Genomic DNA, 21903 nt, shown 5'->3' with positions numbered 1-21903 from the left:
CCGTCACCTCCGCCCACCGCCCCATGGAGTCTTCGATCAGGCTGTTGGCACGGTTCCGCACTTCAGCCAGGAACTTGGCGTAATAGCCGAAGAAAACTTGGATACCCTGCCCGGCTCGGCGCGCACACTCCGCGGGGTCGACGCCGGAGGCCAGCCAGAACGAGATACCGGCGTGGCAGATCGTACGGACGCTTCGCCAGCTCCAGGGTGTGCTCGTCAAAGGGTAAGAACAGCCTCACGTCGCCCCCAGGTGATGCCCTATCCCGCGGCATGATGCAGTTTCCCGCTGCGTAGCGTAACAAACGTCCGTCCGGTACCACTCCGAAGCGGCGTATGTGCTCACGCAACATGCGGAGGAACACTGGAGGGATCGGCACCGGCGCCGTGGTCCCCTCCGGACCATGGCGGCCCCTGGCCGAGACCGCCGGCCGCACGCTCGCTCCCTCCCCCGCCACACCGGAAAGCACGCTCGTCGAGGTCGTCCGCCCGCCCCTGCCACGAACTGACGGAGCGGAACGTGCGGGAGATATGGGCCGGGGTGAAAATCAGCAAGAGGCATCACCACGCCGTGGTGATCAACGCGGAGAGCGAGCGGCTGCTGTCGCGCCGGATCCCCAGAACAACGAAACCGAGCTGCTTTGCACTGCTCGGCTATCCATAACCGCCCGACCGCCCTGTGCGGAGCCCTGGCCAGCTCGATAGCCAGTAGCGGGCCGAGCCTTTGGATCACCGGGCGCACCGTCGCGGGCGAGACGCCGAGCAGCGGCGCGAGCTGACGCATCGTGAGGTTCGTGCGGTAAGACGGCCATCAGTGGCAGCCGACCCCATCCGCACCGTCACCACCACGTTCACGGACCGCCCACAGCAGCCGCCCAAACTGCTCGACCCGCAGCCCGGTGAACGCCTCCACCCACACCCGCTCAGCCCTCAACACACCAGCCATACAAGGTGATCACGGCCTTGAAAGCGGCTGTCATGTCTCCGGTTTTGTGGCGATGATGATTCCGTGAGGTGTCCAGCTCGCCACTTCGATACGTTCGAAGTCGGAGAATCCGGCATTACTCAGGCACCGCTCATGGAGCTTCCAGGGATAAATCATCCCACCCTCCGCCGGAATCGCCGCGAAATAGACGCTGTCCAGGGCCGCGACAAGCGGGCCGTCACCGGAGTCATGAGACATGGAGTTGAAGACGACCACTCGTCCACCGGGCTTTAGCGCTGCGTACGCCTTGCGTAGCAATTGGGTGTTCTCTTCCGGCGTCCAGATGACCAATTGGTGCGCGAACAGGACGCAGTCGTAGCCGCCACCGAGATCGTCGGTGAACATGTCGCACGCCTGAACCGAGACCCTTCCCGACAATCCCGCTTCTGTGACCTTCTTCTCGGACAGGGGAGCGGAGGCGGGAATCTCTAGCACGGTGACCTGGAGATCGGGATAGTGGTGAGCCAGAGCGATGGCGTTGACGGCGTCTCCACCACCACAGTCCAGTAGCCGTGTCGGACCTTCGAAATTGAGGGTGCGGACGAGGTGCTGGTTGGCGAGCTCGGACCAGGACCGCATGTAGCGGTAGAAGACCGACTTCAGGTGCGGATGTCCGCTCAGGCGGTGGTACAGGTCGGGGTGGTTTCCCGGAACGCGGCGAATTCCCACGTTCGTGTTCTCCTTCAAGGAGGCGGCGAAGTCCAACTGCCCCTCGTACACGATATGCTGTTCGAAGGCGACTGTGTCTTTGACCTTCTCCCAGTCCCCTTCTTCGCGCAACGTTCGAATGAGCGGCGCAACGTGGTAGTGGTCGCCATCCTTCCGTGTGAGACCGAGCGATGTGCACCCCAGGAGCAGAATATCTGCCGCCCGCTCAGCAAGATTTAGTTCGCGGCGGATCACCTGCGTTGATACGGCCCCTTTGTTCAGAAGGAGGTCCAGCAGGCCCAACTCGCAGGCAGCATTGAGGTACTGAAAGGCCGAATGCCCGAAGAGAATGAAGGACAAACGGTCCATGTCGAGGTCTGTCGGCACGGCCAGTGCTGTCGCGGACACGTCCACATCTTCGAGTTCGCTTATAGCTCTGCTCATGCGGCCGACCTTATGTTCTGTTCCTGGGTGTGTCCTGTGCTACTGGGCCGGACTGGTGAAACCTCCCTCAGGAGCCCGATGAGTTACAACGGGCCGGCCAGCCTTCTTCGCTGCCCACAGCCGCCAGCATGCGCGGCATCCCTGCCAGCTTCGTAGATGCGCCCAGCACGGCGGAGTCTTGCCTCGCCGGCGACTTTCGCCATAGGCACCGGCGTCTTCGTCATGACCACCACCAACAGCCACGAGATGGTCCTGCTTGCGCGACAGAGTAAGACCATGAGGGATGGTCTGGCCAAAGCCGCAGCTGCCGCCACAGTGGACCTCATCCCGGGCGGGCTCCCCCGCGAAGGCGGCCGCTGCACACCACGTCGAGCTCTCCGTGCCGTCCGACCAGGCGTTGTCGTTCAACATCGGTGACGCGTGGGCCAGGCACCACCGTGGCGCCGAACGGGATACCCAGCGGTCCCACCAAACCCGCCCCAACGCGGGCGTGAACATGCCGGGACAACCTCCACAGCATCGCCATCACCAGCCGGCTCAGGCCTCCCCGGCGGGTCGGGTGCCAAAGCGTGTGGAACAGATCCCGCAAGGCAGCCATGACCAGCCCGGCACCACACAGCGAGACCAACCAATCCATGCACTTCTCCCACCACGGCACGTCCACGATCGACGATGCCAGGTGCGAGCTGCCCTGCAACTCCAAATCGCCTCCCCGAGATGCTCTCGGCCCCGACATTCAGCCTGCTCAATCTCGGCGACGGTGCGGCGTACGTAGTCACGCACCATCGAGTGCGACACTGCTCGACGTAGTACTCAGCCGCCAACCCAATCCAGATCAGGCCGATAACGTGCCACTGCGTCTGCTGCACGTACGCCCTCGCGCAGCATCGCATCGATGATGCCCTACGCCAGCTCAACCGGAGGGGAGCTGCCCTCTCTGCCAGGCACCGGTGACAGGTGGCTGACGCGGCCGTCTACGCACTGCCAATTCTCGGCAGCGCCGAGTCGCAAAGTCGAACGTTCAACCGCCCCTTGCTCGACGAAGCACACAGCCGCACCGCGCTACAGCGTTGCTGACACGGACCATGGTGCGGATGCGAGCCAACCGGTCCACCGGGCCCAGCCCCCCAACCGACGAAGATGGAGTGCGGCGGCTGCAGGGACGGTGAGTGGTACGTGTTCCCAATGAAGGTGGCTCGTTGGTAGGACAGTTTGGAAGAATGCCACCCGGGTCGGGTAAGTCACCAGGGCTACCGCGTTCCACCCTGCTCGTCCGGCCTCAGCCCCAACTGCTGGCGCACGGCCCACTCCAGCGCCGTACCGCGGCGCTTGCCGCAGGCCCGCGCGGATGCACCAGCCTTCGGTTAACCGTCAAGATGACAGCCCGCTGGCATCGGCGGTGAGGACGCTCCCGCGGATGGAGGTGTCGCCGTAGGCCGCCGTGCTGGTCCAGGACAGGAAAATCTTCTGTGGAGTGTCGCCGCCGAAAACGGCGGCGGCGCTCAAGTTGAGACGGTTGTTTGCGGCGCCGGAGGTGACCTGGACCTTGAGTCCGATGGAGAGTTCGGAATCCGAACATATCTGTGCCATCACGGTCGGTACGGTGTCGAAGGTGTCCGCGCTCTTCTCCACCCAGGCGAGGACGCAGTGCCCGTCCGGCAGCGCCGTCAGCGCGGGCGATGTCCGGTGGAAGTGCTTCGGTGAGCCCGCGAAGGCACTGGTGATGACGTCACCGGCGCCAGCCGGGTCGAAGACGCTGGCCACGGCGGTGGTCCGGAGGACGCCGAGGTCGCTGTTCACTGTGGCGTTGATGTGCGCGGCGACGAACCGTCCGTTGTCGAGGGCCGTCAGCATGCCCCGGCCCAGGCGTCCGAACCCCGTGACGTCGGGGCGGATCTCGCCCGTGCGGGGCGTGCCGTCGAAATCGAAGACCCGGTAGCGGAGCCCGCCACCGCCCACTGCTTCGCCGTTGGTCCAAGCGACGACGAAGTCTCCGTTGCTCAGCAGTGTCGCGGTCGCATCGGTGTGGAAGGCCTCGCTGGTGTTGACGGCGATCTCGGCGCCTTTCTGCCCGTCGGGGTCGAACCGCTGGGCGCGGATGCGCTGCTGCCCGTCCAGGTGACTAGGCATCCGCCGTCGATCATCCGGGTTACGGTCGGTGGGATCGAGGGATCGAGGGAGTTGGTGCTGACCTGGACCGGAGGGCCGACAGGCTGCTCGCCGGTGAGGCGTCGCAGCATCACGCACGGAGCGGGCGGGGGCAGGCTGAAGGGCCGCTCGATCCAGACGGCGACGGTGTGCGATCCGATGGAGTCCACGAAGGGCCACTGGCGGTTGGTGTTGTTGCCGGGCGGCGTGTCGTTGACGAGGAATTCCGGCCCGCCCGTCGTGCCGCTGGTGTCGACATGCCGACCCTTGATGCCGGCATCCCCGCCGTCCGCCCAGACGGCCGTGAACTGCGCAGTACTGAGCAGTGCATCGGCGCAGGGCTGTGACTGACCTCCAGCGGTGGACGTGTTCACAGTGAAATCACCCATGGTCGTTCTCCAAGGTGGTGAGCTGCCGCGGGTGTGTTCGTGCATGCCCCGGACCTACAGCCAATTGAAGTCGCCGTCTCTGGCGAAGAACAGGACGCCGCACTTGCCACAGACCTTCCAGCCCGATTGGAAGCGCTCGGACGGTCCCCAACTGGTGGGCAGCTGGTAGGCGGTGCCGGCGTCGTGCTGGCCAGAGGGCATGCAGTGGTTGCCGCCAGCTTGCGAGGTGAACATGACCGCACACTTGGTGCAGTGGTTGAAGCCTTCCGTCCAGCCGCTGACAACGGTGCCGTCGCCTCTGGTCGAGGGGTCCTCGGTCATCTCGAACGCCCAGTCGCGGTTGGGGATGTGCCGACCGATGGACTCGGGAGGTGTCTCCGGCAGCGGGTCGGCGGTGCAGGATCCGTTGGGTGCCGGGTCGTAGGGCGGCGGTGGGTTCGGGGGTGGCCAGCCGCTGTAGAACAGGAGAGGCAGTTGTGGCAGCCGGTCCAGCCGAAACGTGTGGGCATCGTTCATCTCTGTGACGCGTCGCGGCGCTCCACGGAGGCCGCGATCCGATGGGAGTATCTGTGAGCGGGCCCACTTCCAACGTAGCGCCGCACGGTCCGTGCACGCATGTGGATCAAGCCATGGCCGTTAAGGTACGGCCGGTCGAGGGCCAAGGGTCATCCGGATGCACCTGCACACGCGCGCGCCTCCTGGCTGTTCGCCGTCGCACGCCTGCATGATTCCCGCGGGCCGTGCCAGCACGCCAGCCATACGGCCAGGGCGGTCTCAGAGGAAGAGACCGCACGGACGAGGGAGAGTCAGCATGCCGAACACCACGCTGAGCGGTCCGGTGCCGGATCCGTGGCTGGAGGCCGTCAACGTCACGGTGCCGATGTCGTAGCCAATGACCTGGACAAGATGCAGGGCGTGATCAGGGAGGTGATGACGCAACTGGGCTGCCCGACCTGCCACTCCGGCCGGGATCTGCGCATTACCATCGCCCGCGACTTCGTGGTCAACCCGGACGGGCAGGTACAGCAGGCGGTGGCCCATCACGTGACCCGCTGACCGACATGACGCGCCTCGGAGTCGGGCTCACCTACGTACCGGGTCGTCGAGGCCAGTGGCTGCGGACTGCTCCTCGACCTGCACAACGTGCTGGCCAACGAACGCAACGGCCGTGGCAGCGTGGACGAGCTCCTGGCCGACCTGCCGGTGTGGGAGGTGCATCTGGCCGGCGGCGCCGAGCACCGCGGGTACTGGCTCGACTCCCACACCGGCCTTCCGGACGACGGCCTGCTCGCGCTCGCCGAGCGCGTCCTGCCGCGGCTGCCTGCCTTGCGAGCCGTCCTTTTCGAGGTGACGCCGACGGCCGTTCCGGACCTCGACACGGGCGCCGTGCGCGAACTGCTCACCGCCGTGAAGGAAGCGTGGTCGCAGAGCGCGCCCCTTCCCCCGCTGTCGCCACCGCGTCCGGTGGCAACAGCGGCGGACAGCGCGGCCCCGGACGTACGCCCCGCAGAGTGGGAGCACGCCCTCGGAACCCTGACGGTCGGCCGCGATCCCGGTACGCCGCTCGCCCGGGAGCTGGCTGCCGATCCCGCGGTCGCGCTGCTGCGCGAACTCGTCACCGAGTTCAGGGGAAGCGCGCTCACGGGAGTGCTCCGATACACGATGCGGCTGCTCTTCCTCACGCTCGGCCCCGAGGGTGTGTACGGACTCCTCGACGCCTACATGCGGCGCAACCGCCACGGCCTTTCGCATCCGAGGAGGCCTTCGCATTCGCGGACCACCTGGCCGGGACCCCCCCCCGGCAGTGCCGTGGCTTACGCAGGTGCTTCAACTCGACCTCGGGCTCCTGCGCGCCCGGCTCGACGGCGCTCCCTGCACCGTCGCACTCGACACCGACCCCACGCCCTGCTGACGGATCTGGGCGCCGGCCGCTACCTGTGGACCCGCAACGCGGCAGGTTCCGGGTCCGGCTCGTTGACGACGGCGTACCGGCCTGACGTCCGCGCGGCGTGTTCGCCGGCGCGGACCACGGCGAGCGGAGGCCGATGAGGGCTGCGGCTATGCCGACGAAGGCGGGTCACCAGCACCCGCCACGAGCCCGATGGCGGTGGGATGCCGTGCGGATCTGGATTGAGAGCGCCCCCTGTCCGGCTGACGGGACAAGAAGTCGAGTCAAGAATCTGGCGGGTCTGCCGCATCAGGCCGAGACGGCTCATGGTGGATCAGCAAGAAGCGTTCTTCTATACGCGCAGATGGATTGGGACCTCCCCTATGCCACAGACGCCGCGCTGAGGACACGGCGATGGCCTGCCGGCGCTCGCAGAACGTCGGCTAATGCCTCTGTGCGCTCGCCCACAAGGGCGATCACGAGCCCGGCTTCTGCCTCCATTCTGGAAAGAGTTGCAGTGACGGGGAGCTATGGCGGGCAATGTGGAGTTCGCGCGGGCAGTGATCACCGCGGCGGTGCAGGGCGGTGAAGGAGGCAGGCGCAGGACAGGGTCGAGCGGCGGGCTCGACAGCTACTGCATGGCAACCGGAAGGTGAACCTCCCGCCTCCCATGCCCAGAAGAGGCCCGTCGACGGCCATGACACGGCTACTGGGGCAGGCAACCGTCTGCTCCACTGCGGCAGCAGCTTACGTAGAGCCCAGGAGTAGCCGTGGAACCGCTTTCGCCCCGGAACCGGACCGCCCACCTCGCATACCGGCGCGCGGGAACCCTCCGGGTACGACTCCGGAGTCCTCCGTCGGCAACTTCCACCCTGGCCTTGAGCTGGGAGGTTGCTGCGTTGTCGGGGCCACTTCGTAATAGCCCAGCATGTCTGAAGAATGCAGGTGTACGAAGTGGAACAGGGCCCCACTTGGAAGCCCTGTCCTTTCACGCCGACGAGACACAGCCAGCGCCGCATCCTGTCAGTTGAGCTCCTGGACACCCGTACTGTCGCGGATGAAGACCGTGCGGGTGTCGGTGGCCCGGTAGGTCTCCTCGATGGTGAACGACGTCGGCGTGCCTGCTTCTGGAGTGTCCGGAGCCTCGAAGTACAGGACGTAGGTCTTCGAGGCGTCGGTCTCGCTCTCGAGTTGCAGCCAGCCCCCGTAGCCGGCAGCCGGGAAGGTGCCACTCGCAGCGACTTCCACTCGGGTGGTTGTCCGGGAGAGGACATACGTTGCGGTGCCGAGTTGGAGGCGCTTGCGCGCCCCGTCGTTCCAGCGCTTGAAGAGCGCGATCCACTCCTCGGGCCACGGCCCGCCGCTGACTACCGGCGGCATGTCCGCCTCCAGGCGATCCAGGATGTCGTCAGCCTGCGTGACGACATCGTCGTAGTCCCAGAGGTTCATGGCGAAGCTCATGTGATCGCGGTCGGTCGCCCGGAACATGGGCTGGATGTGAAGCTCGAATACGGGTGTACGCATGTCAGGCGTACACCTCCATCAGCACATCCTTCAGGCTGACCTCCTCGATCAGCTCGGTCGGCTGGTCGGCTCGGTCCAGGTCACTGAGCAGGGGGATGTACCAGAGGGTCAGCACGTGGTCCTCGGTCGCGGCGGGCGTCGCGTTCACCACCGCCGTCACATCGAAGCGCGCCGTGCAGGCCGCAGGGTGATGGGCGGCAGACGGGGGGGCACCGTGGCTCCCATGACCGTCTCCGCCATGACCCCTGTGGTCACCGTCGTGGACGTGCGCACGCCACAGCACCACGTATCCGACGCCGTACCGCTGCGCGAAGTCGTCGTCTGCACGGAACTCCACGTCACCGGGGTGGGCGTAGGCCCGCATCATGAAGCTTCCCGTCGCAGGAACCTTCAGTTCGTTGAGCCTGACGGTCAGCCTTCTGCCCTCCTCGGGCGGGGCCGAGAGGCGGAACTGCAGGCGCTCGGTGTCGCGGAGCTGTGTGCTGATGTCGTCACCGGAGACCGGCTCCATGGGCTCCGAGGCCAGCAACTCCCGTGGGATCGGTGGAGCCGCGCCGACGCCGAAAGCGGTGGCGAGCTGGTCCGAGTACTCGTACGTGTAGTCGAGGTCCAGCGTGTCGTGGAAGTCCGCGATCTTGTGCTTGGGCTGACTGAGGAAGCCCCGAAGTTCACGGGTGGGCGACGTCAGGGCCGGGGCACCGTTGCGGCGCTGCCACTCCGCCCACATCAGGTCGATGAAACAGTGGAAGCTCCAGTAGATGGGGTCCTCGGCCGCCTGGCCGGGATCCCCCATCTTGCCCTTGATGAACTGGGCGTGCATGTAGTTGTGCGGGCCCTCCTCGAGACGGCCGTAGTCACCATTTGGGTCCTCTTCCGGGTATCCGGCGAACTGTGCCTGATCGGTCTCGGTCGTGACGATCTCGAGCGTGTCGGGCGGCAGTTCGTTGGGCAGCGGATCGCGCCCTGGCGAGGTCAACCCGGGCTTGTCAAATGCGGGGGGAAACTTCCCCGTCGTCTGCTCGTGGATCCAGTCCCAGTAAGGGATGGTGACGTCCGCCGTCCGGGGTGGATCCGCCGCCTGGAGGAGCTGCTCAAAGTAGTGCAGATGCGCTCGGTGCCACGGAAGGAACGCGTCGCTGCCGTGCTCGCACGGGCCCACGAACACGTCGTTGTGCAGGGCGGCTTGGAATGCGTAGCCCGTCGGATCGTCGGGGTTCACCTCTGAGCGTGCGCGCAGAATGTTGAGCGCGTGGATGTAGTCGTCCAGCTGTGCTTCTGTCAGAGCGTTGATGTCCTGGCGCTTCTTTGCCATAGCTGTGCCTCCGGTTCTCACTCATGAAATCACGCAGAGTAGCAGTGTATGCACAGATTGCTACGGAACGTGGCTATTGTTGCGGTCCGCGTGCCGGGTGGTCCCATGCAACCCTGCCCGTTCGGACGACATTGCACATCACAGGGCGTCATCTTCCGCGGCGTGATCGACCGCCGTGGACATCTGGCCGGGGGATGGCCCAAGCGGCCTCGGCGATGAGCGACCGCCGCTGCCCGGGGTGCCGGGTGGAGGGTTCCACGGTGACATCTCCAGCGGAATTTCGCACCACTTGGGAATAGTGGGACCGTCCTGCATTGCACTCTTCTTCCCAGCACGGCTTACCTCCCCCGCCCGACCGGTGTGCGGGAAGTCCAGCGGCGAATTCAGATGACACGTGTGCTCTGGGGCCGCTCGGGTGAGGTGGCGGGGCAGCGGTGACGTCACGCAGCCCCGCGGGTCGCGGCCAACTATGGTGTGGACGTCGGCCAGGCGCCCGCACGGCGGGGCGGGCCGCGGATCCTGCCAGCAGACATGAAGGCGGCCAGGTGACAAGGATCAACGGCGACCTGCCCCTGTTGGGCGTCGAAGAGGAGTACTTCCTCACCGACAGCAACCGGCGCGTCTGCGCCGACGGCGCTTCCCGTGTGCTGCGCAGGGCGACGGCCCTGCTGGGTGATCAGGTCTCCGGTGAACTAATGGAGTGCCAGATCGAGGTCAAGACCACACCGTGTTCGAACATGCGGGAGGTCCACCACCACATCACGGCGATGCGAGCGTCCATGGCGGAGGCTGCCGCTACCGAGGGGGTCGCCATCTATGCCTCCGGCACACCCGTACTGGGTGTCAGCGGCACCGCGCCGCTTCGCGACGTGCACCGCTACCAGGTCTCCCGGGACCACTTCGGGTTCAGGACGGAGAGCGCCGTGATGTGCGCCATGCACGTCCACGTACAGGTGCCCGACCGTCAAGAGGCACTCCTGGTCGGCAACCATCTGCGTCCCTGGCTCCCGGTGCTGATCGCGCTGTCGGCCAACTCGCCGTTTTGGCTCGAGCGCGACACCCGGTATGCCAGCTGGCGGACGATGGCCGCGCACGCCCTGCCAGTGTGCGGACCACCGCCGTACTTTACCGGTATGGACCACTACGAGCAGGTGGTCGCCGGCCTGCACGAGGCGCAGGCCGTACTGGATGACGGCATGCTGTGGTGGGACGTGCGGGCCTCCCGGCACCTGCCGACGGTGGAGGTACGCCCCATGGACGCCGTCGCCGACGCCCGGGTCGTAGCCGCTCTCGCCGTCACGATTCGAGCCCTGGTCGTCACCGCCCTGGAACGCGTACGCCACGGTGACCCGGGCCCCGAACTGCCCGAACCCGTGTTAAGCACCGCCTACTGGCGCGCCGCGCGCGACGGCCTGCGCGGCCACGGGGTCGACGTATCCAGCGGGCGCCTTCTCCCCGTGCACGAGTGCGTGCGCCGACTGCTGGACCGGACACGGCCCGTGCTTGCCGAGTCCGGCGAACTGCGGGAGGTCACCCAGGCACTGCGGCGATGGTACCGCGAGGGCGGCGGCGCGCAGCATCAGCGCACGGCCCATGCACGCCGCGGTGACCTACGCGACGTCGTCGATGAGATGTCCCGGCGGACGCTGGAGGCGCACGGCACGCAGCACGGAGCCTAACCTCGGGCCCGGGGTCGCGGCCCGGCGGCTGGTCTTTGTAGACGAGCGGGAGGCCGGGCCGCTGCGGCCAAGGCATGTGCTCTGGACATCATTCACCGTACACAGCGGTGATCGGCGGAAGAAGACCGCGAACTCCGGCAGGCAAACATGCTCCTCCCGACGCATCCCTACCGGTGGGGCGAGGCCGCCTCCCTCCACCGAACGAGTGGGCTCCGTGATCACGCTGCCGCACACCGTCGCCTTCCCAGCCGTCTCGCTTCATGATTACCGCACCCTCACAAGAGACAAGGGCCTCTCGTGCCAAACCGTTCCCAAGGAGAACGACGAACTTTGGCTGAAGCAGTCGCTGCAGCAGGACATCATGCCGAAGCTCGCAACATTCCCCCTATTTGTGTGGTCTCTGGTCAATCGAACAGTCGGATCAAGGATCGGAAGTCTTCCAGACGATTCTCGCGATCACTGTCGATGAGATGTCGCACATGGGCCTGGCCTGCAACATGCTCACCACGACCGGCGGGACACAACGCATCGCCGATAGGAACCTTGTGCCGAAATATCCGGGGCCTCTTTCCCGGTGGTGTGCAGCCTGAGCTGTCAGTCTCGCCCACCGGATTTAGCAAGCAGGCGCTCGATATGTAGTCCCGCATCGAGAGGCCTGACGACCCCGTTGTCGAGGGCCAGAAGGTGCGTTCATCCATTGGCCCCTTTATGCGGCCCGGCACGAAACGTGAAAGCGTCACAGCGACGCTCCTTAGTGCAGTCGCCTCACGAAAGGTGAACAGATATGGTCGCGGTGGTCGAAACGGGGGCGGGGTCCGTGCTGTCCTTGGGGGAGTTCGACCGCGGGCAGTATGTGGGACTGATGCTGATCGTGGCGGGGACACTGGTCGGGGCCTGGCTGGAGCGGCGCTGGTGGCATCGCTCGACGGTGCTACTCGGGGCCGCGTCGGGCGCCCTGCTGGCAGTGGCTTGCGCCGACATCGTGCCGCACGCCCTTCACGAGGCGGGCCATGTGGGGCTCTCCGGCTGGGTGGTGCCGGTCGCCGTAGTGGTGGCCTTCGTACTCGCCTCTGCGGGGCGCTTGAGGGGCCGCCGGGGTGCGCCGGGGCGCCTGGCCTGCGGGGCGACGGCAGTCGCCCTGGTACTGCACCGTTTCGTGGAGGGCATGACGGTGGTCCTGCTGCCCTCGGTTCCCGTGGTGGCCGCGCTGTTCGTGCACTCGGTCAGCGAGGGTCTCGCGCTGACCGCAGTCCTCGAGGCGCGGGGTCGGCGACGCCTGACCCCGTGGCTGGGCGCCGTCTGCCTGAGCCCGCTCGTGGGCGGTTGGGTTACCCAGGTGGCGCCAGTGCCGGAGTGGGTACACGTGGTGCTGCTCGCCTTGATCGCGGGCGTATTGTTGCGGGGTGCGCTGACGGCCCTGGCGGTGGCTCAGCATCGACAGCGTGCCAAGGAGTTTCCCCAGCCGCCCGTACTGCTGGCGCTCGGGTCGGCGGTCGTCGTCACTGCGGTGGCCACGCTGCTCCTGCACTAGCTTCGTTTCTTCGGCTGCTTCGATTTGCTTCCGCGTGACCCGATGCGATGCTGGAAGTTGATGCCCCCGCAGCGGTGTGCGCGGCAGGCACCTCATCCGCTGCCGCGCCTTCATCGCATCGGCAGCGTCTCGCTGATCACTACGTGATCGAGACACGGAGGCCGGAATGGACATAGCTGACCTTGTCGGAACGTACACGTACCGAAGCTTCCTCGACCGACCCGAGCCGGTTGGTGACTTCAACAACCTCCGGTTCGCCCAACTGGAGCTGAGGCTCTCCGTCGAGCCGGGCGGGGTAATCAGCGGAGCCCTCGTCTTCCCCACAGCACCAGGCGAGGAATCCCTCGCGATGAACATCACCGGCAAGGCCACGAACGGCGCCGGCGTGCACTTCACCCTCACGGGACGAGGACAGCCGAACACACCGATCGCGGACTTCCACTACGAGTACAACGGGATCGTCCTACCTCACTGGGCCGCAGGAATCAACCAACGGCAGACCCTGGCCGGGACGGTGTTGCGTGCGGCGGACCATGGAAGCGGCGCCAACCTAGCCCGGGCGGGCCAGACCGCCAGTTTCCTCGCGGTCAGACGCGACGCCTGACGTCAGCCTTCTCGCTGCCTTCTCGTTCGTGTGTGCAATCCCGGCACAGCCTTCCGGGAGCGATAAGAGGCGGCACAGCACGGCCCCCTCCCGGGGCGGCGGAGGCCGGAGGTCGACCGACCGGCGCCCGACAGGACGGTCGCCGCCGAGTAGCGGCATGATGAACGGGCGACAACGGCCGCGACGCGACGCCAGGCGAGAGCCTGGCACACGGCGGGGCCCAGACAAGACAGACGGCGGGACGGATTGCCGGGGGGCAGCAGGCTCTCAAGACCCCGTGGCACTGTGACCGACGAGTTCCGCCAACTGTTGCGCGCCACTGCCTCACCAGGCACCGGCACCTGCTCGCCCGACGCCTGAGCTATGGGCGGACACGTGGCAGCACGACTCGATGGGCCACGTGGTCGCTCTTGAGCTCGAGTTGAAGCTGTCGGCGGAGGCGGGTGTCTTTCTCGCCAAGACCGCCGGTGAGGGGTCGCTCACTGTCACAATGGAGTGGGACAAGCAGCAGCCGGAGGCTGTTCCGGTCACCCCGGCTGTCGCTGCCCGCAACGCCGGACGGGACAGGGTGCGAGGGGCGTCGCGGTGACGAACGCATTCCGGCACATACAGGTCGAGCCGCCCCTCGGGTCGGCGCCGACGACGCGGGGGACCGTGACCTGGGATTCACCCGGCACGGCCACCTGATCGTCCTGATGGGAAGCACTGTCTCGCAGGGGGACGTCACAACCGGCCGCAAGGTGGGTGAGACGCTGCTGTTTGTTCCGGGAAAGCTCGGAGGTCGACCGGAACCGGTATGCAACCACTCTCGCAGCCGACCCGGCGTCCGAGCGGATCGCCGTGAGGACCCCGGACATGCGCGGCGTGGAAGCCGACGCCTGTTGCTGATCGGCAAGGATGCGAGCGCGGAGGTGCGGGACGCCGAGGGCGGGCACCGTGAGACCACCCTCTCCTCCGACACCACCCGCGCCACGACGTTTCTCTCCAACAGCGGCGAGTCCGTCAGCGTGAGGGCCGGGGAATGGTGGAGCGGTGGGGCCCTGACGGCCCGTCACCCGAACCCGTATCCCCGCGGCCGCTCACATTTCGGGCCGTCGTGCCCTCCCCCGACGGGAAGCGGCTCTTGCTGAGCGTGCCAGTGGACGCCACCCAGGGAACGGAGCCGGCTTCGTTATGAGGGCGGATTTCCAACTGCGACAGGCATCCGCCAGTGACTGGGCAACCGAACTCTGCTCACGCGTCACACGCAACATCTCCCGGAAGAATCTGAACGACCGCCGTGTCCCACACTTCTGCCCCCTCAAAGCCGTGCTCGCGCCCATCGACCGTGGCATCAACTCGTCCAGGACGGGCCGCAAGCCGCGGATGGGGACGGTACGTACGTGACTTGATCAGGTGTTTGCCCAGTTCGACGGTGGTCAGGTACCCCAGAAGATCCATTCGAGGAACGCCTCGTCGTACTCCGCCCCGCTGGTCCGCCGACGATGCCGCAGGTCGAATTGGTTAGGGGGCGGGCTGCTGCGCCGTCAAACTCGCGTCATAGGCAACGAACGAACCGACCGGTGCACCAAGATCCGGACCCTATCCGGACCGCGCGACCGACCTCGACCCCCAGGCCGGTCCTTTCCGCAGGTCAAGAGGGTCACGCTCCTTGTACCACCAGCACTCGAAGAACCTCCTGGTGTCGTACTCCCCGAAGAAGACGGGCTTCTTCTGGATGTGGAAAGAGGGCGCCCGACCGGGGCAGATGCCGGTCGGGCGCCCTTCCGTTGCCTCCGGGCGCGCCTCGCACCCGGAGCCGGCAGGCGCGGCGCCAGGGAGATGGTGCGTTACCCGGCGACCTCGTCCAGTGGGACGCCGGCGTCGCCGAGCCTGTCCGGATCGACCTGAACCCTCGTGCGGACCAGGCGGTGAATCGACTCGTTGACGTCCCAGACGTTGACGTTCATGCCGGCCACCACCCGGCCCTCGGCGAGCCAGAACGCGATGAACTCGCGGGTGTCTGTTCGGCCCCGGAAGACGACCTGGTCGTAACCGCCGGGTTCGGCGTAGCCGGTGTACTCCATGCCCAGGTCGTACTGGTCGGTGAAGAAGTAGGGCATCCGGTCGTAGGTGACGTCCTGGCCCAGCATCGCCTTGGCCGCGACGTGCGGCTGGTTGAGGGCGTTGGCCCAGTGCTCGACGCGGATGGGCTTGCCGAGCAGCGGGTGGAAGGCGTTTGCGACGTCTCCGGCGGCATGGATGTCCGGGTGGGAGGTGCGCAGGTGGGCGTCGACGCGGATGCCGTTGTCGACGTCGAGGCCGGCGGCGGTGGCGAGCCGGGTGTTGGGGGTGATGCCGACCCCTACGATGACGGCGTCGGCGTCGATGCGGCTGCCGTCGGCCAGCAGCACTCCGTTCGCGTGCCCGCCGATGCCGGTGATCTCGGCGACCTTCGCACCGCAGCGAAGATCGACCCCGTGATCGGTGTGCAGGTCGGCGAAGATCTGCGCCACTTCACGCCCCAGCACGCGCAGCAGGGGCAGTTCCGCCGCTTCCAGGACCGTCACTTCCACACCGGCCGTACGGGCGGCGGCCGCGGTCTCCAGACCGATCCAGCCGGCGCCGATCACCGCGATGCGGGAGGCGGCCCGGAAGGCCTCCTTGATGCGGTCGCTGTCGGCGAGGCGGCGCAGGTAGTGGACCCCGTCGAGGTCGGCTCCGGGTACGGGCAGGTGGCGCGGTGAGGAGCCGGTGGTCAGCAGCAGCTTGGCGTAGCCGAGCCTGCTGCCGTCGGCGAGCGCCACCTCGTGTCCGGCCGGGTCGATCGCGGTGACGGTGGCGCCCAGGCGCAGGTCGACGCCGTGTTCGGCGTACCACTGGGAAGGGTGGACGTAGACCTTCTCACGCTCGTCCTTGCCCAGCAGGTAGCCCTTGGACAGCGGCGGCCGTTCGTAGGGGCGCTCGTTCTCCTCTCCGAGCAGCGCGACAGGGCCGTCGAAGCCCTCTTCCCGGAGGGTCTGTGCTGCCTTGGCACCAGCCAGGCCGGCTCCGACGATGACGAATGCTGCGTTCGCGGCCATGTCCTCTCCTCTGCTGCGTTGACAATGCCGGCAGACCGATGGCGGTCCGCTCGGCGAGCCGGCCCCGTCGGCGCCGCATGTGGCCGGCCCGTCGCGGTTGGCGCCGCGCCGTGGGCGATTGAGGTGTTTCCCGGGCCCGTCCTCCCGATCCGCAGGCGCACGGGGCCGGGGGCGTCAGGTCGGCGGGGTGGTCCCGCGCACACCCAGGTGGTGCGGACGCCGAACGGGCCCCGCACGACCGCATCAGGCTGCGGCGCGCTCGGTGTGCAGCGCGGTGCCCAATTGCTCGAACAGCTCGTTGCCGGACGCCGTGAACGTGGCTGTGCCCTCATCCTCCAGGACACGCACCACGTCGTCATAGGACACGCCGAGCTCCTCCAGGTCGTCCAGTACCTGCTGGGCCTGCTCGTATGTGCCGTGGATGGTGTCCCCCTGGATGCGGCCGTGGTCCGCGACCGCGCGCAGGGTCTGCTCCGGCATGGTGTTGACCACGCCCGGCGCCACCAGGTCGTCGACGTAGCGGGTGTCGGCGTAGGAGGGGTCCTTCACCCCGGTGGAGGCCCACAGCGGGCGTTGCGGACGCATCCCGGCCGCCGCCAGGACCCTCCATCGGTCTGATGCCCGGGCCCGCTCGAAGCGCTGGTAGGCCAGGCGTGCGTTGGCGACCGCGGCCTGTCCTCGCAGCTCCTGTGCTTCCGGCGTGCCGATTTTGTCCAGTCGCCTGTCGATCTCGGTGTCCACCCGGCTGACGAAGAAGGAGGCCACCGACGCGATGGACGCCAGGTCACGTCCCGCCGCGTGCGCCCGGCCCATGCCGTTCAGGAAGGCGCGGAGCACCTGGTCGTAGCGGTCCAGGGAAAAGATCAGTGTCACGTTGATGCTGATGCCCTCGGCGAGTGCGGTGCTGATCGCCTCCAGGCTCTCCCGCGTCGCGGGGATCTTCACGAACAGGTTCGGCCGGTCCACCAGCCACCACAGGGCCCGTGCCTCGGCGACCGTTGCCGCCGTGTCGTGGGCGACGCGCGGGTCCACTTCGAGCGACACCCGCCCGTCGACCCCGTCACTGGCCTCGTACACCGGGCGCAGGAGGTCGCAGGCCCAGCGCACGTCGAACGCGGTCAGCAGCCGGGCGGCTTCCTCGACCCGCACCCCGCGCCGGGCCAAGTCACCGACCTGCTCGTCGTAGCGGGCACCCGAGCGGATCGCCTTGGCGAAGATCGTCGGGTTGCTGGTGATGCCCACCACCCGTTGTTCACGCACCAGGTCGGCCAACTGGCCACCGGCGAGCCGCTCCCGGCTCAGATCATCCAGCCAGACGGCGACTCCTTCGGCGGCCAGCCGGTCCAGATTCTCACTCATGGCCTTCTCCTTTCGGGCGATGGCCTCTCCGTGCTCCCCGGGGTCATCGGTGCGAGCGGCACACCACTTCGCCCATGAGGCGGGCGGCCCCGTCGGCGAATCGACGCCGGGCGGATCCGTGGCGGCTGCGGCTTGTCGCGGCCGCCACGGGCGGCCATGCGGGTGGGCCGATGGAGGGGCACACCCGCCGCTCCGCCTTCTGCGGCTGCCGCTGTCGTCAGTGCGACGGCCGCTTGCCGTGGTAGCGCTGGGCGAGCCGGGCCAGGGCGACCGCGCCGAGCAGGAGGCCGAAGTCGCGCAGCGCGATGTCGTAGTGCCCGGGGATGGTCAGCAGGCTGATGATGATGCCGGCGAGCCATCCGGCGACCAGCCAGCCGCCGAAGCGCGGGAACAGGGCGACGACGATGCCGGCCACGATCTCGATGACTCCGACGGCGTACATGGCGGCCTGAGCGCTGCCCGGAACGATGTCGTTGATCCACGGCGCGAGATAGACGGGCCAGTCCACGAGCAGGTTGGTGAACTTGTCCAGCCCGAACAGGATCGGCGCCACGGTGAAGCCGGTGCGCAGGATGACGAACGCCTGATAGCCGGGGTCCGTGAGTGCGGCCCGCCGCGGGGTGACGGACGTGGCGGTTGTGGTTGGGGACGACATGACGCCTCCTTCTATCGAGAACACTTACTAGCAATAGAAGTACGCGCCTCTTCTTTAGTCAATGGTTTTGTGTTTTACACTGGTGTTCGTGGACGACCCGAAAGAAGCACCCAGCACGGATGCCGGCACCGATGTCTCCGCCGTGGCCGCGCTCGACGAGCCGACCCGCAGGAGGCTCTACGACCACGTCGTGCGCCAGCCGCGACCGGTCAGCCGCGACGAAGCCGCCGAAGCCCTCGGCCTTGCCCGGGCGACCGCGGCATTCCACCTGGACCGCCTGGCCGAGGAAGCACTCCTCGACGTCGTCTACGAGCGGCGCAGCGGACGCACCGGTCCGGGAGCCGGCCGGCCGGCCAAGCTGTACAAGCGTTCCGGCAAGCAGGTCACGGTCAGCCTGCCGGAGCGGCACTACGAACTCGCCGGACGGCTCCTCGCCCAGGCCCTGGAGGAATCCGAGGCCACCGGCGAACCGGTGCGGCCCGTCCTGCACCGAAAGGCACACGAGCTGGGCAGACAGCTCGCCGGGCAGAAGCAGGCGGGTGTCTTCGACCTGCTGGAAGGCAACGGGTTCGAACCCCGCTACGACGGTGACGCCATCGTCCTGGGCAACTGTCCCTTCCACGCCCTCGCCCGCGACCACACCCAGACCGTGTGCGGCATGAACCTCCACCTGCTGCGCGGCGTGCTGGAAGGAATCGCCGAAGAAGGGCTCCAGGCGTTCCTGGAGCCCAGCCCCGGCCACTGCTGCGTGCGCCTGCAGCCTGCTTCCTCACCACCCACGAGGGCGCATCACCCCTGAGAGCTGCCCCTACCCGCCGCCCGCAGGACCTGTCCAACCCCGAGGAGTACGTCATGGACTTCGCCACACCGGCCCCGGACACGGCAGTCGACGAGGGCGGCCTCTCCCCCGGCTTCGCCGCCATACCGGCGGTCCGGAGCACGACGCCGTCCGTCACCCCGTTGCGCGTCGTCCACGACACCGGCGGTGTCGATCTGGCCGAAGCCGAACGCGCCGCCGCCCGGTTCCTTGCTGCCCTTGGCATCGACACCAGTACCGAGAGCCTTCTCAACACTCCCGGCCGCATGGCCCGCGCCTACGCCGAACTGTTCAGCCCGCGGCCCTTCGACCTGACGACCTTCCCCAACGACGAGGGCTATGACGAGCTGGTACTGGCACGCGGCATCCCCGTGCGATCGGTGTGCGAACACCACATGCTGCCCGTCGTCGGCACCGCCCACGTCGGCTACCTGCCCGGCCACCGCATCCTCGGCCTGTCCAAACTCGCCCGCGTCGTCGAACACTTCGCCTGCCGCCCCCAGGTTCAGGAACGCCTGACCAAGCAGGTCGCCGACTGGCTCCAGGCTCAGCTCGAACCCAAGGGCGTCGGTGTCGTGATCGAAGCCGAGCACACCTGCATGACCCTGCGCGGCGTCCAAGCCACCGGCTCCAGCACCCTCACCTCCACCCTCCTCGGCACACTCCGCCACGATGCCCGCTCCCGCGCCGAATTCCTCGCGCTGACCGGCCTGACCGCCTGACAGGCCTCCGTGGCCGCGGTCAACGGCTTCACTCTGGCGATCGGCCTGCGCGCCGTCGACCGCCTTCACGGCCGACGCCTCACGTCCGGGCGTCGTCCCGGCAGTGACCTGCGGTTGCGCCTGCTGCCCCGCCCCACCCTGCCGAGGGGCGGCACCGCCCGTCCATCCGTGGCGACGCCCATGTCCCGCCCCTGTTCGCGCCTGGCACCATGAGCCCTTGCCGCGCCGGATCACCTGCCCGGTCCCGCCGCGCTCCGCTGCACCATCGCAACGAACAAACAGACAACAGAGGGGATGGGCTGTGCCTGCTCCACGGATGCGTACGACACCTCTGCCAGGCATCGGGGTCCAGTACGACCTCAGCACCCGCGAGCACCGGCACCTGTCGGTGATCGCCCACCGGGACGGAACCCGGACGGTGAACGTCTACCGGGCCGACGACCCCGACGCCTGCGCGCAGTCGCTGCACCTCACGGGTGCGGAGACGGCGTCCCTGATCGACGCGCTGATGCCCGACCACCACAGCCCCAACCTGCTGCACACCACCGATCTCGGTCTGGTCGCCGAGCGGATCGAACTGTCCGCGCACTCGTACTGGAACGGCCGCGTGCTGGGCGAGACCCGGATGCGTACCGAGACCGGTGTGTCGGTGGTCGCGGTCCTGCGCCGGGCGGAGGCGCGCCCCTCCCCCGCGCCCGACTTCCGGCTCGCCGGCGGGGACACCCTCATCGTGATCGGCACCCGCGAGGGCGTCGACGCGGCCGCCGCGATACTCGGACGGGAGTGATCGCCCGTGCACTCCGCCGTCTTCCTGATCGAGTTCGGTGCGATCATCCTCGGTCTCGGCCTGCTCGGCCGGGTCGCGGGCAGGCTCAAGTTCTCGCCCATACCCCTCTATCTGCTGGCCGGTCTCGCCTTCGGCGAGGGTGGCCTGCTGCCCCTGCCCGCCAGTGAGGAGTTCGTCGCGATCGGCGCCGAGATCGGCGTCATTCTCCTGCTGCTGATGCTCGGGCTGGAGTACACCGCCAGCGATCTCGTCTCCAACCTCAAGACGCAGTACCCCGCGGGTCTGGTCGACTTCACCCTGAACGCCGTGCCCGGCGCCGTCGCGGCGCTGATGATGGGCTGGGGCCCGGTCGCCGCGGTGGTGCTCGCCGGAGTGACCTGGATCTCCTCGTCCGGCGTCATCGCCAAGGTGATGGGCGACCTGAGCCGTCTCGGCAACCGCGAGACCCCGGTCGTCCTCAGCATCCTGGTTCTCGAAGACCTCGCCATGGCCGTCTACCTGCCCATCGTCACCGCACTGCTGGCCGGGGTGAGCCTGGCCGCCGGCAGCGCCACGCTGGCGATCGCTCTCGCCGTCGCCGGTGCGGTGCTGTTCGTCGCCGTCCGCTTCGGACGGCTGATCTCCCGCTTCGTCTCCAGCGACGATCCCGAGAAGCTGCTCCTCGTGGTCCTCGGCCTGACCCTGCTGGTGGCGGGTGTCGCACAGCAGCTCCAGGTCTCCGCCGCCGTCGGCGCCTTCCTGGTCGGCATCGCCCTGTCCGGCGAGGTCGCCGAGGGTGCCCATACGCTCCTGAGCCCGCTGCGGGACCTGTTCGCCGCGGTCTTCTTCGTCTTCTTCGGCCTGCACACCGATCCGGCCAGCATCCCGCCCGTGCTGCTGCCCGCACTGGCCCTGGCCCTCGTCACCGCCCTCACGAAGATCGCCACCGGTTACTGGGCGGCGAAGCGCGCCGGTGTCGGCACGAAGGGGCGCTGGCGCGCCGGCGGAACGCTGGTCGCGCGCGGCGAGTTCTCCATCGTCATCGCCGGTCTCGCCGTCACCGCGGGCATCGAACCGGCGCTGGGGCCGCTGGCCACCGCGTACGTCCTCATCCTGGTGGTGATCGGGCCTCTGACCGCCCGCTACACCGAACCCGTGGCCGTCTGGATCAGCACGCGCCGCAGCCCTGACGAGCCGGGCCCGGCCGCGACGCCGCCGTCCTCCGCGCGACACCCGGAGGCCGTACCGGACCAGGACCCGGCCGGCCGCGCGTGAGCGGGGACAGCCGGGGGGGGGGGGGGGGGGGGGGGGGGGGGGGGGGGGGGGGGCTGCTACTTACCGCCCCTCGTGCGAATCTGTGGATGGTGTCAAGG

Annotated in this window: 18 protein-coding genes and 2 pseudogenes; 11 read left to right on the top strand and 9 right to left on the bottom strand. The window is 67.8% G+C overall.

Annotated elements, in window-relative coordinates:
• Nucleotides 1-646: 646 nt before the first annotated feature.
• From ACZ6C1_RS20270 to ACZ6C1_RS20255, 4 genes and pseudogenes are all read right to left on the bottom strand, one after another.
• A pseudogene (locus ACZ6C1_RS20270) lies at nucleotides 647-943 on the bottom strand (transposase family protein); the annotation flags it as partial.
• Nucleotides 944-973: 30 nt separating this feature from the next.
• A complete protein-coding gene (locus ACZ6C1_RS20265) occupies nucleotides 974-2074 on the bottom strand; it encodes a methyltransferase (RefSeq protein WP_469242495.1) in 1101 nt (366 codons plus the stop codon).
• 1371 nt (nucleotides 2075-3445) lie between these two features.
• Nucleotides 3446-4204 (bottom strand): GNAT family N-acetyltransferase, encoded by a 759-nt coding sequence (locus ACZ6C1_RS20260; RefSeq protein WP_469242494.1) that lies wholly within the window; start codon nucleotides 4202-4204, stop codon nucleotides 3446-3448.
• A 461-nt stretch (nucleotides 4205-4665) separates the two neighbouring features.
• Nucleotides 4666-5127 (bottom strand): hypothetical protein, encoded by a 462-nt coding sequence (locus ACZ6C1_RS20255; RefSeq protein WP_469242493.1) that lies wholly within the window; start codon nucleotides 5125-5127, stop codon nucleotides 4666-4668.
• 399 nt (nucleotides 5128-5526) lie between these two features.
• Here ACZ6C1_RS20255 and ACZ6C1_RS20250 point away from each other — a divergent pair, with 399 nt between their 5' ends.
• Nucleotides 5527-5667 (top strand): hypothetical protein, encoded by a 141-nt coding sequence (locus ACZ6C1_RS20250; RefSeq protein ID WP_469242492.1) that lies wholly within the window; start codon nucleotides 5527-5529, stop codon nucleotides 5665-5667.
• 51 nt (nucleotides 5668-5718) lie between these two features.
• Nucleotides 5719-6660 (top strand): annotated as a pseudogene (locus ACZ6C1_RS20245) (multinuclear nonheme iron-dependent oxidase); the annotation flags it as partial.
• Between the two features lie 862 nt (nucleotides 6661-7522).
• Here the strand turns inward: ACZ6C1_RS20245 and ACZ6C1_RS20240 are convergent.
• On the bottom strand, nucleotides 7523-8023 hold the full coding sequence (locus ACZ6C1_RS20240) for a hypothetical protein (protein ID WP_469242491.1): 501 nt from the start codon (nucleotides 8021-8023) through the stop codon (nucleotides 7523-7525).
• Nucleotide 8024: 1 nt separating this feature from the next.
• Complete coding sequence (locus tag ACZ6C1_RS20235) at nucleotides 8025-9335, bottom strand: tyrosinase family protein (protein WP_469242490.1); 1311 nt, start codon at nucleotides 9333-9335, stop codon at nucleotides 8025-8027.
• A 545-nt stretch (nucleotides 9336-9880) separates the two neighbouring features.
• Here ACZ6C1_RS20235 and ACZ6C1_RS20230 point away from each other — a divergent pair.
• The 5 genes from ACZ6C1_RS20230 to ACZ6C1_RS20210 all read left to right on the top strand — a co-directional run bounded on the left by ACZ6C1_RS20230 (nucleotide 9881) and on the right by ACZ6C1_RS20210 (nucleotide 13738).
• A complete protein-coding gene (locus ACZ6C1_RS20230; RefSeq protein ID WP_469242489.1) occupies nucleotides 9881-11014 on the top strand; it encodes a carboxylate-amine ligase in 1134 nt (377 codons plus the stop codon).
• A gap of 389 nt (nucleotides 11015-11403) precedes the next feature.
• Nucleotides 11404-11604, top strand: a complete 201-nt coding sequence (locus ACZ6C1_RS20225) for a ferritin-like domain-containing protein (RefSeq protein ID WP_469242488.1) — start codon at nucleotides 11404-11406, stop codon at nucleotides 11602-11604.
• 194 nt (nucleotides 11605-11798) lie between these two features.
• Nucleotides 11799-12545, top strand: coding sequence for a ZIP family metal transporter (locus tag ACZ6C1_RS20220; protein WP_469242487.1), 747 nt, complete (start codon nucleotides 11799-11801; stop codon nucleotides 12543-12545).
• A 166-nt stretch (nucleotides 12546-12711) separates the two neighbouring features.
• A complete protein-coding gene (locus tag ACZ6C1_RS20215) occupies nucleotides 12712-13149 on the top strand; it encodes a hypothetical protein (RefSeq protein WP_469242486.1) in 438 nt (145 codons plus the stop codon).
• A 391-nt stretch (nucleotides 13150-13540) separates the two neighbouring features.
• Nucleotides 13541-13738: a CU044_2847 family protein gene (locus ACZ6C1_RS20210; RefSeq protein WP_469242485.1), complete on the top strand. Its 198-nt coding sequence runs from the start codon at nucleotides 13541-13543 to the stop codon at nucleotides 13736-13738.
• A gap of 1240 nt (nucleotides 13739-14978) precedes the next feature.
• Here ACZ6C1_RS20210 and ACZ6C1_RS20205 read toward each other — a convergent pair.
• The 3 genes from ACZ6C1_RS20205 to ACZ6C1_RS20195 all read right to left on the bottom strand — a co-directional run bounded on the left by ACZ6C1_RS20205 (nucleotide 14979) and on the right by ACZ6C1_RS20195 (nucleotide 18225).
• Nucleotides 14979-16211, bottom strand: a complete 1233-nt coding sequence (locus ACZ6C1_RS20205; protein WP_469242484.1) for an NAD(P)/FAD-dependent oxidoreductase — start codon at nucleotides 16209-16211, stop codon at nucleotides 14979-14981.
• Between the two features lie 243 nt (nucleotides 16212-16454).
• A complete protein-coding gene (gene tal / locus ACZ6C1_RS20200; RefSeq protein ID WP_469242483.1) occupies nucleotides 16455-17570 on the bottom strand; it encodes a transaldolase in 1116 nt (371 codons plus the stop codon).
• A gap of 217 nt (nucleotides 17571-17787) precedes the next feature.
• On the bottom strand, nucleotides 17788-18225 hold the full coding sequence (locus tag ACZ6C1_RS20195; RefSeq protein ID WP_469242482.1) for a hypothetical protein: 438 nt from the start codon (nucleotides 18223-18225) through the stop codon (nucleotides 17788-17790).
• 82 nt (nucleotides 18226-18307) lie between these two features.
• Between ACZ6C1_RS20195 and ACZ6C1_RS20190 the strand changes: the two genes are divergently transcribed.
• From ACZ6C1_RS20190 to ACZ6C1_RS20175, 4 genes are all read left to right on the top strand, one after another.
• Nucleotides 18308-19024, top strand: a complete 717-nt coding sequence (locus ACZ6C1_RS20190) for a helix-turn-helix transcriptional regulator (RefSeq protein ID WP_469242639.1) — start codon at nucleotides 18308-18310, stop codon at nucleotides 19022-19024.
• Nucleotides 19025-19077: 53 nt separating this feature from the next.
• Entirely contained in the window at nucleotides 19078-19764 is a 687-nt protein-coding gene (gene folE / locus ACZ6C1_RS20185; protein ID WP_469242481.1) for a GTP cyclohydrolase I FolE, read from the top strand.
• 301 nt (nucleotides 19765-20065) lie between these two features.
• Entirely contained in the window at nucleotides 20066-20551 is a 486-nt protein-coding gene (locus ACZ6C1_RS20180; protein WP_469242480.1) for a cation:proton antiporter regulatory subunit, read from the top strand.
• Nucleotides 20552-20557: 6 nt separating this feature from the next.
• Entirely contained in the window at nucleotides 20558-21805 is a 1248-nt protein-coding gene (locus tag ACZ6C1_RS20175; protein WP_469242479.1) for a cation:proton antiporter, read from the top strand.
• Nucleotides 21806-21903 lie beyond the last annotated feature (98 nt).

The sequence above is a fragment of the Streptomyces sp. NPDC041796 genome, from assembly GCF_055590785.1.
This window is presented reverse-complemented; position numbering and strand designations above follow the sequence as displayed.

Coding starts and splice junctions, on each gene's coding strand:
- ACZ6C1_RS20210 (WP_469242485.1), top strand. CDS start 13,541: ATGGGCCACGTGGTCGCTCTTGAGCTCGAGTTGAAGCTGTCGGCGGAG.
- ACZ6C1_RS20265 (WP_469242495.1), bottom strand. CDS start 2,074: ATGAGCAGAGCTATAAGCGAACTCGAAGATGTGGACGTGTCCGCGACA.
- ACZ6C1_RS20205 (WP_469242484.1), bottom strand. CDS start 16,211: ATGGCCGCGAACGCAGCATTCGTCATCGTCGGAGCCGGCCTGGCTGGT.
- ACZ6C1_RS20235 (WP_469242490.1), bottom strand. CDS start 9,335: ATGGCAAAGAAGCGCCAGGACATCAACGCTCTGACAGAAGCACAGCTG.
- ACZ6C1_RS20215 (WP_469242486.1), top strand. CDS start 12,712: ATGGACATAGCTGACCTTGTCGGAACGTACACGTACCGAAGCTTCCTC.
- ACZ6C1_RS20220 (WP_469242487.1), top strand. CDS start 11,799: ATGGTCGCGGTGGTCGAAACGGGGGCGGGGTCCGTGCTGTCCTTGGGG.
- folE (WP_469242481.1), top strand. CDS start 19,078: ATGGACTTCGCCACACCGGCCCCGGACACGGCAGTCGACGAGGGCGGC.
- ACZ6C1_RS20195 (WP_469242482.1), bottom strand. CDS start 18,225: ATGTCGTCCCCAACCACAACCGCCACGTCCGTCACCCCGCGGCGGGCC.
- ACZ6C1_RS20255 (WP_469242493.1), bottom strand. CDS start 5,127: ATGAACGATGCCCACACGTTTCGGCTGGACCGGCTGCCACAACTGCCT.
- ACZ6C1_RS20240 (WP_469242491.1), bottom strand. CDS start 8,023: ATGCGTACACCCGTATTCGAGCTTCACATCCAGCCCATGTTCCGGGCG.
- ACZ6C1_RS20260 (WP_469242494.1), bottom strand. CDS start 4,204: ATGCCTAGTCACCTGGACGGGCAGCAGCGCATCCGCGCCCAGCGGTTC.
- tal (WP_469242483.1), bottom strand. CDS start 17,570: ATGAGTGAGAATCTGGACCGGCTGGCCGCCGAAGGAGTCGCCGTCTGG.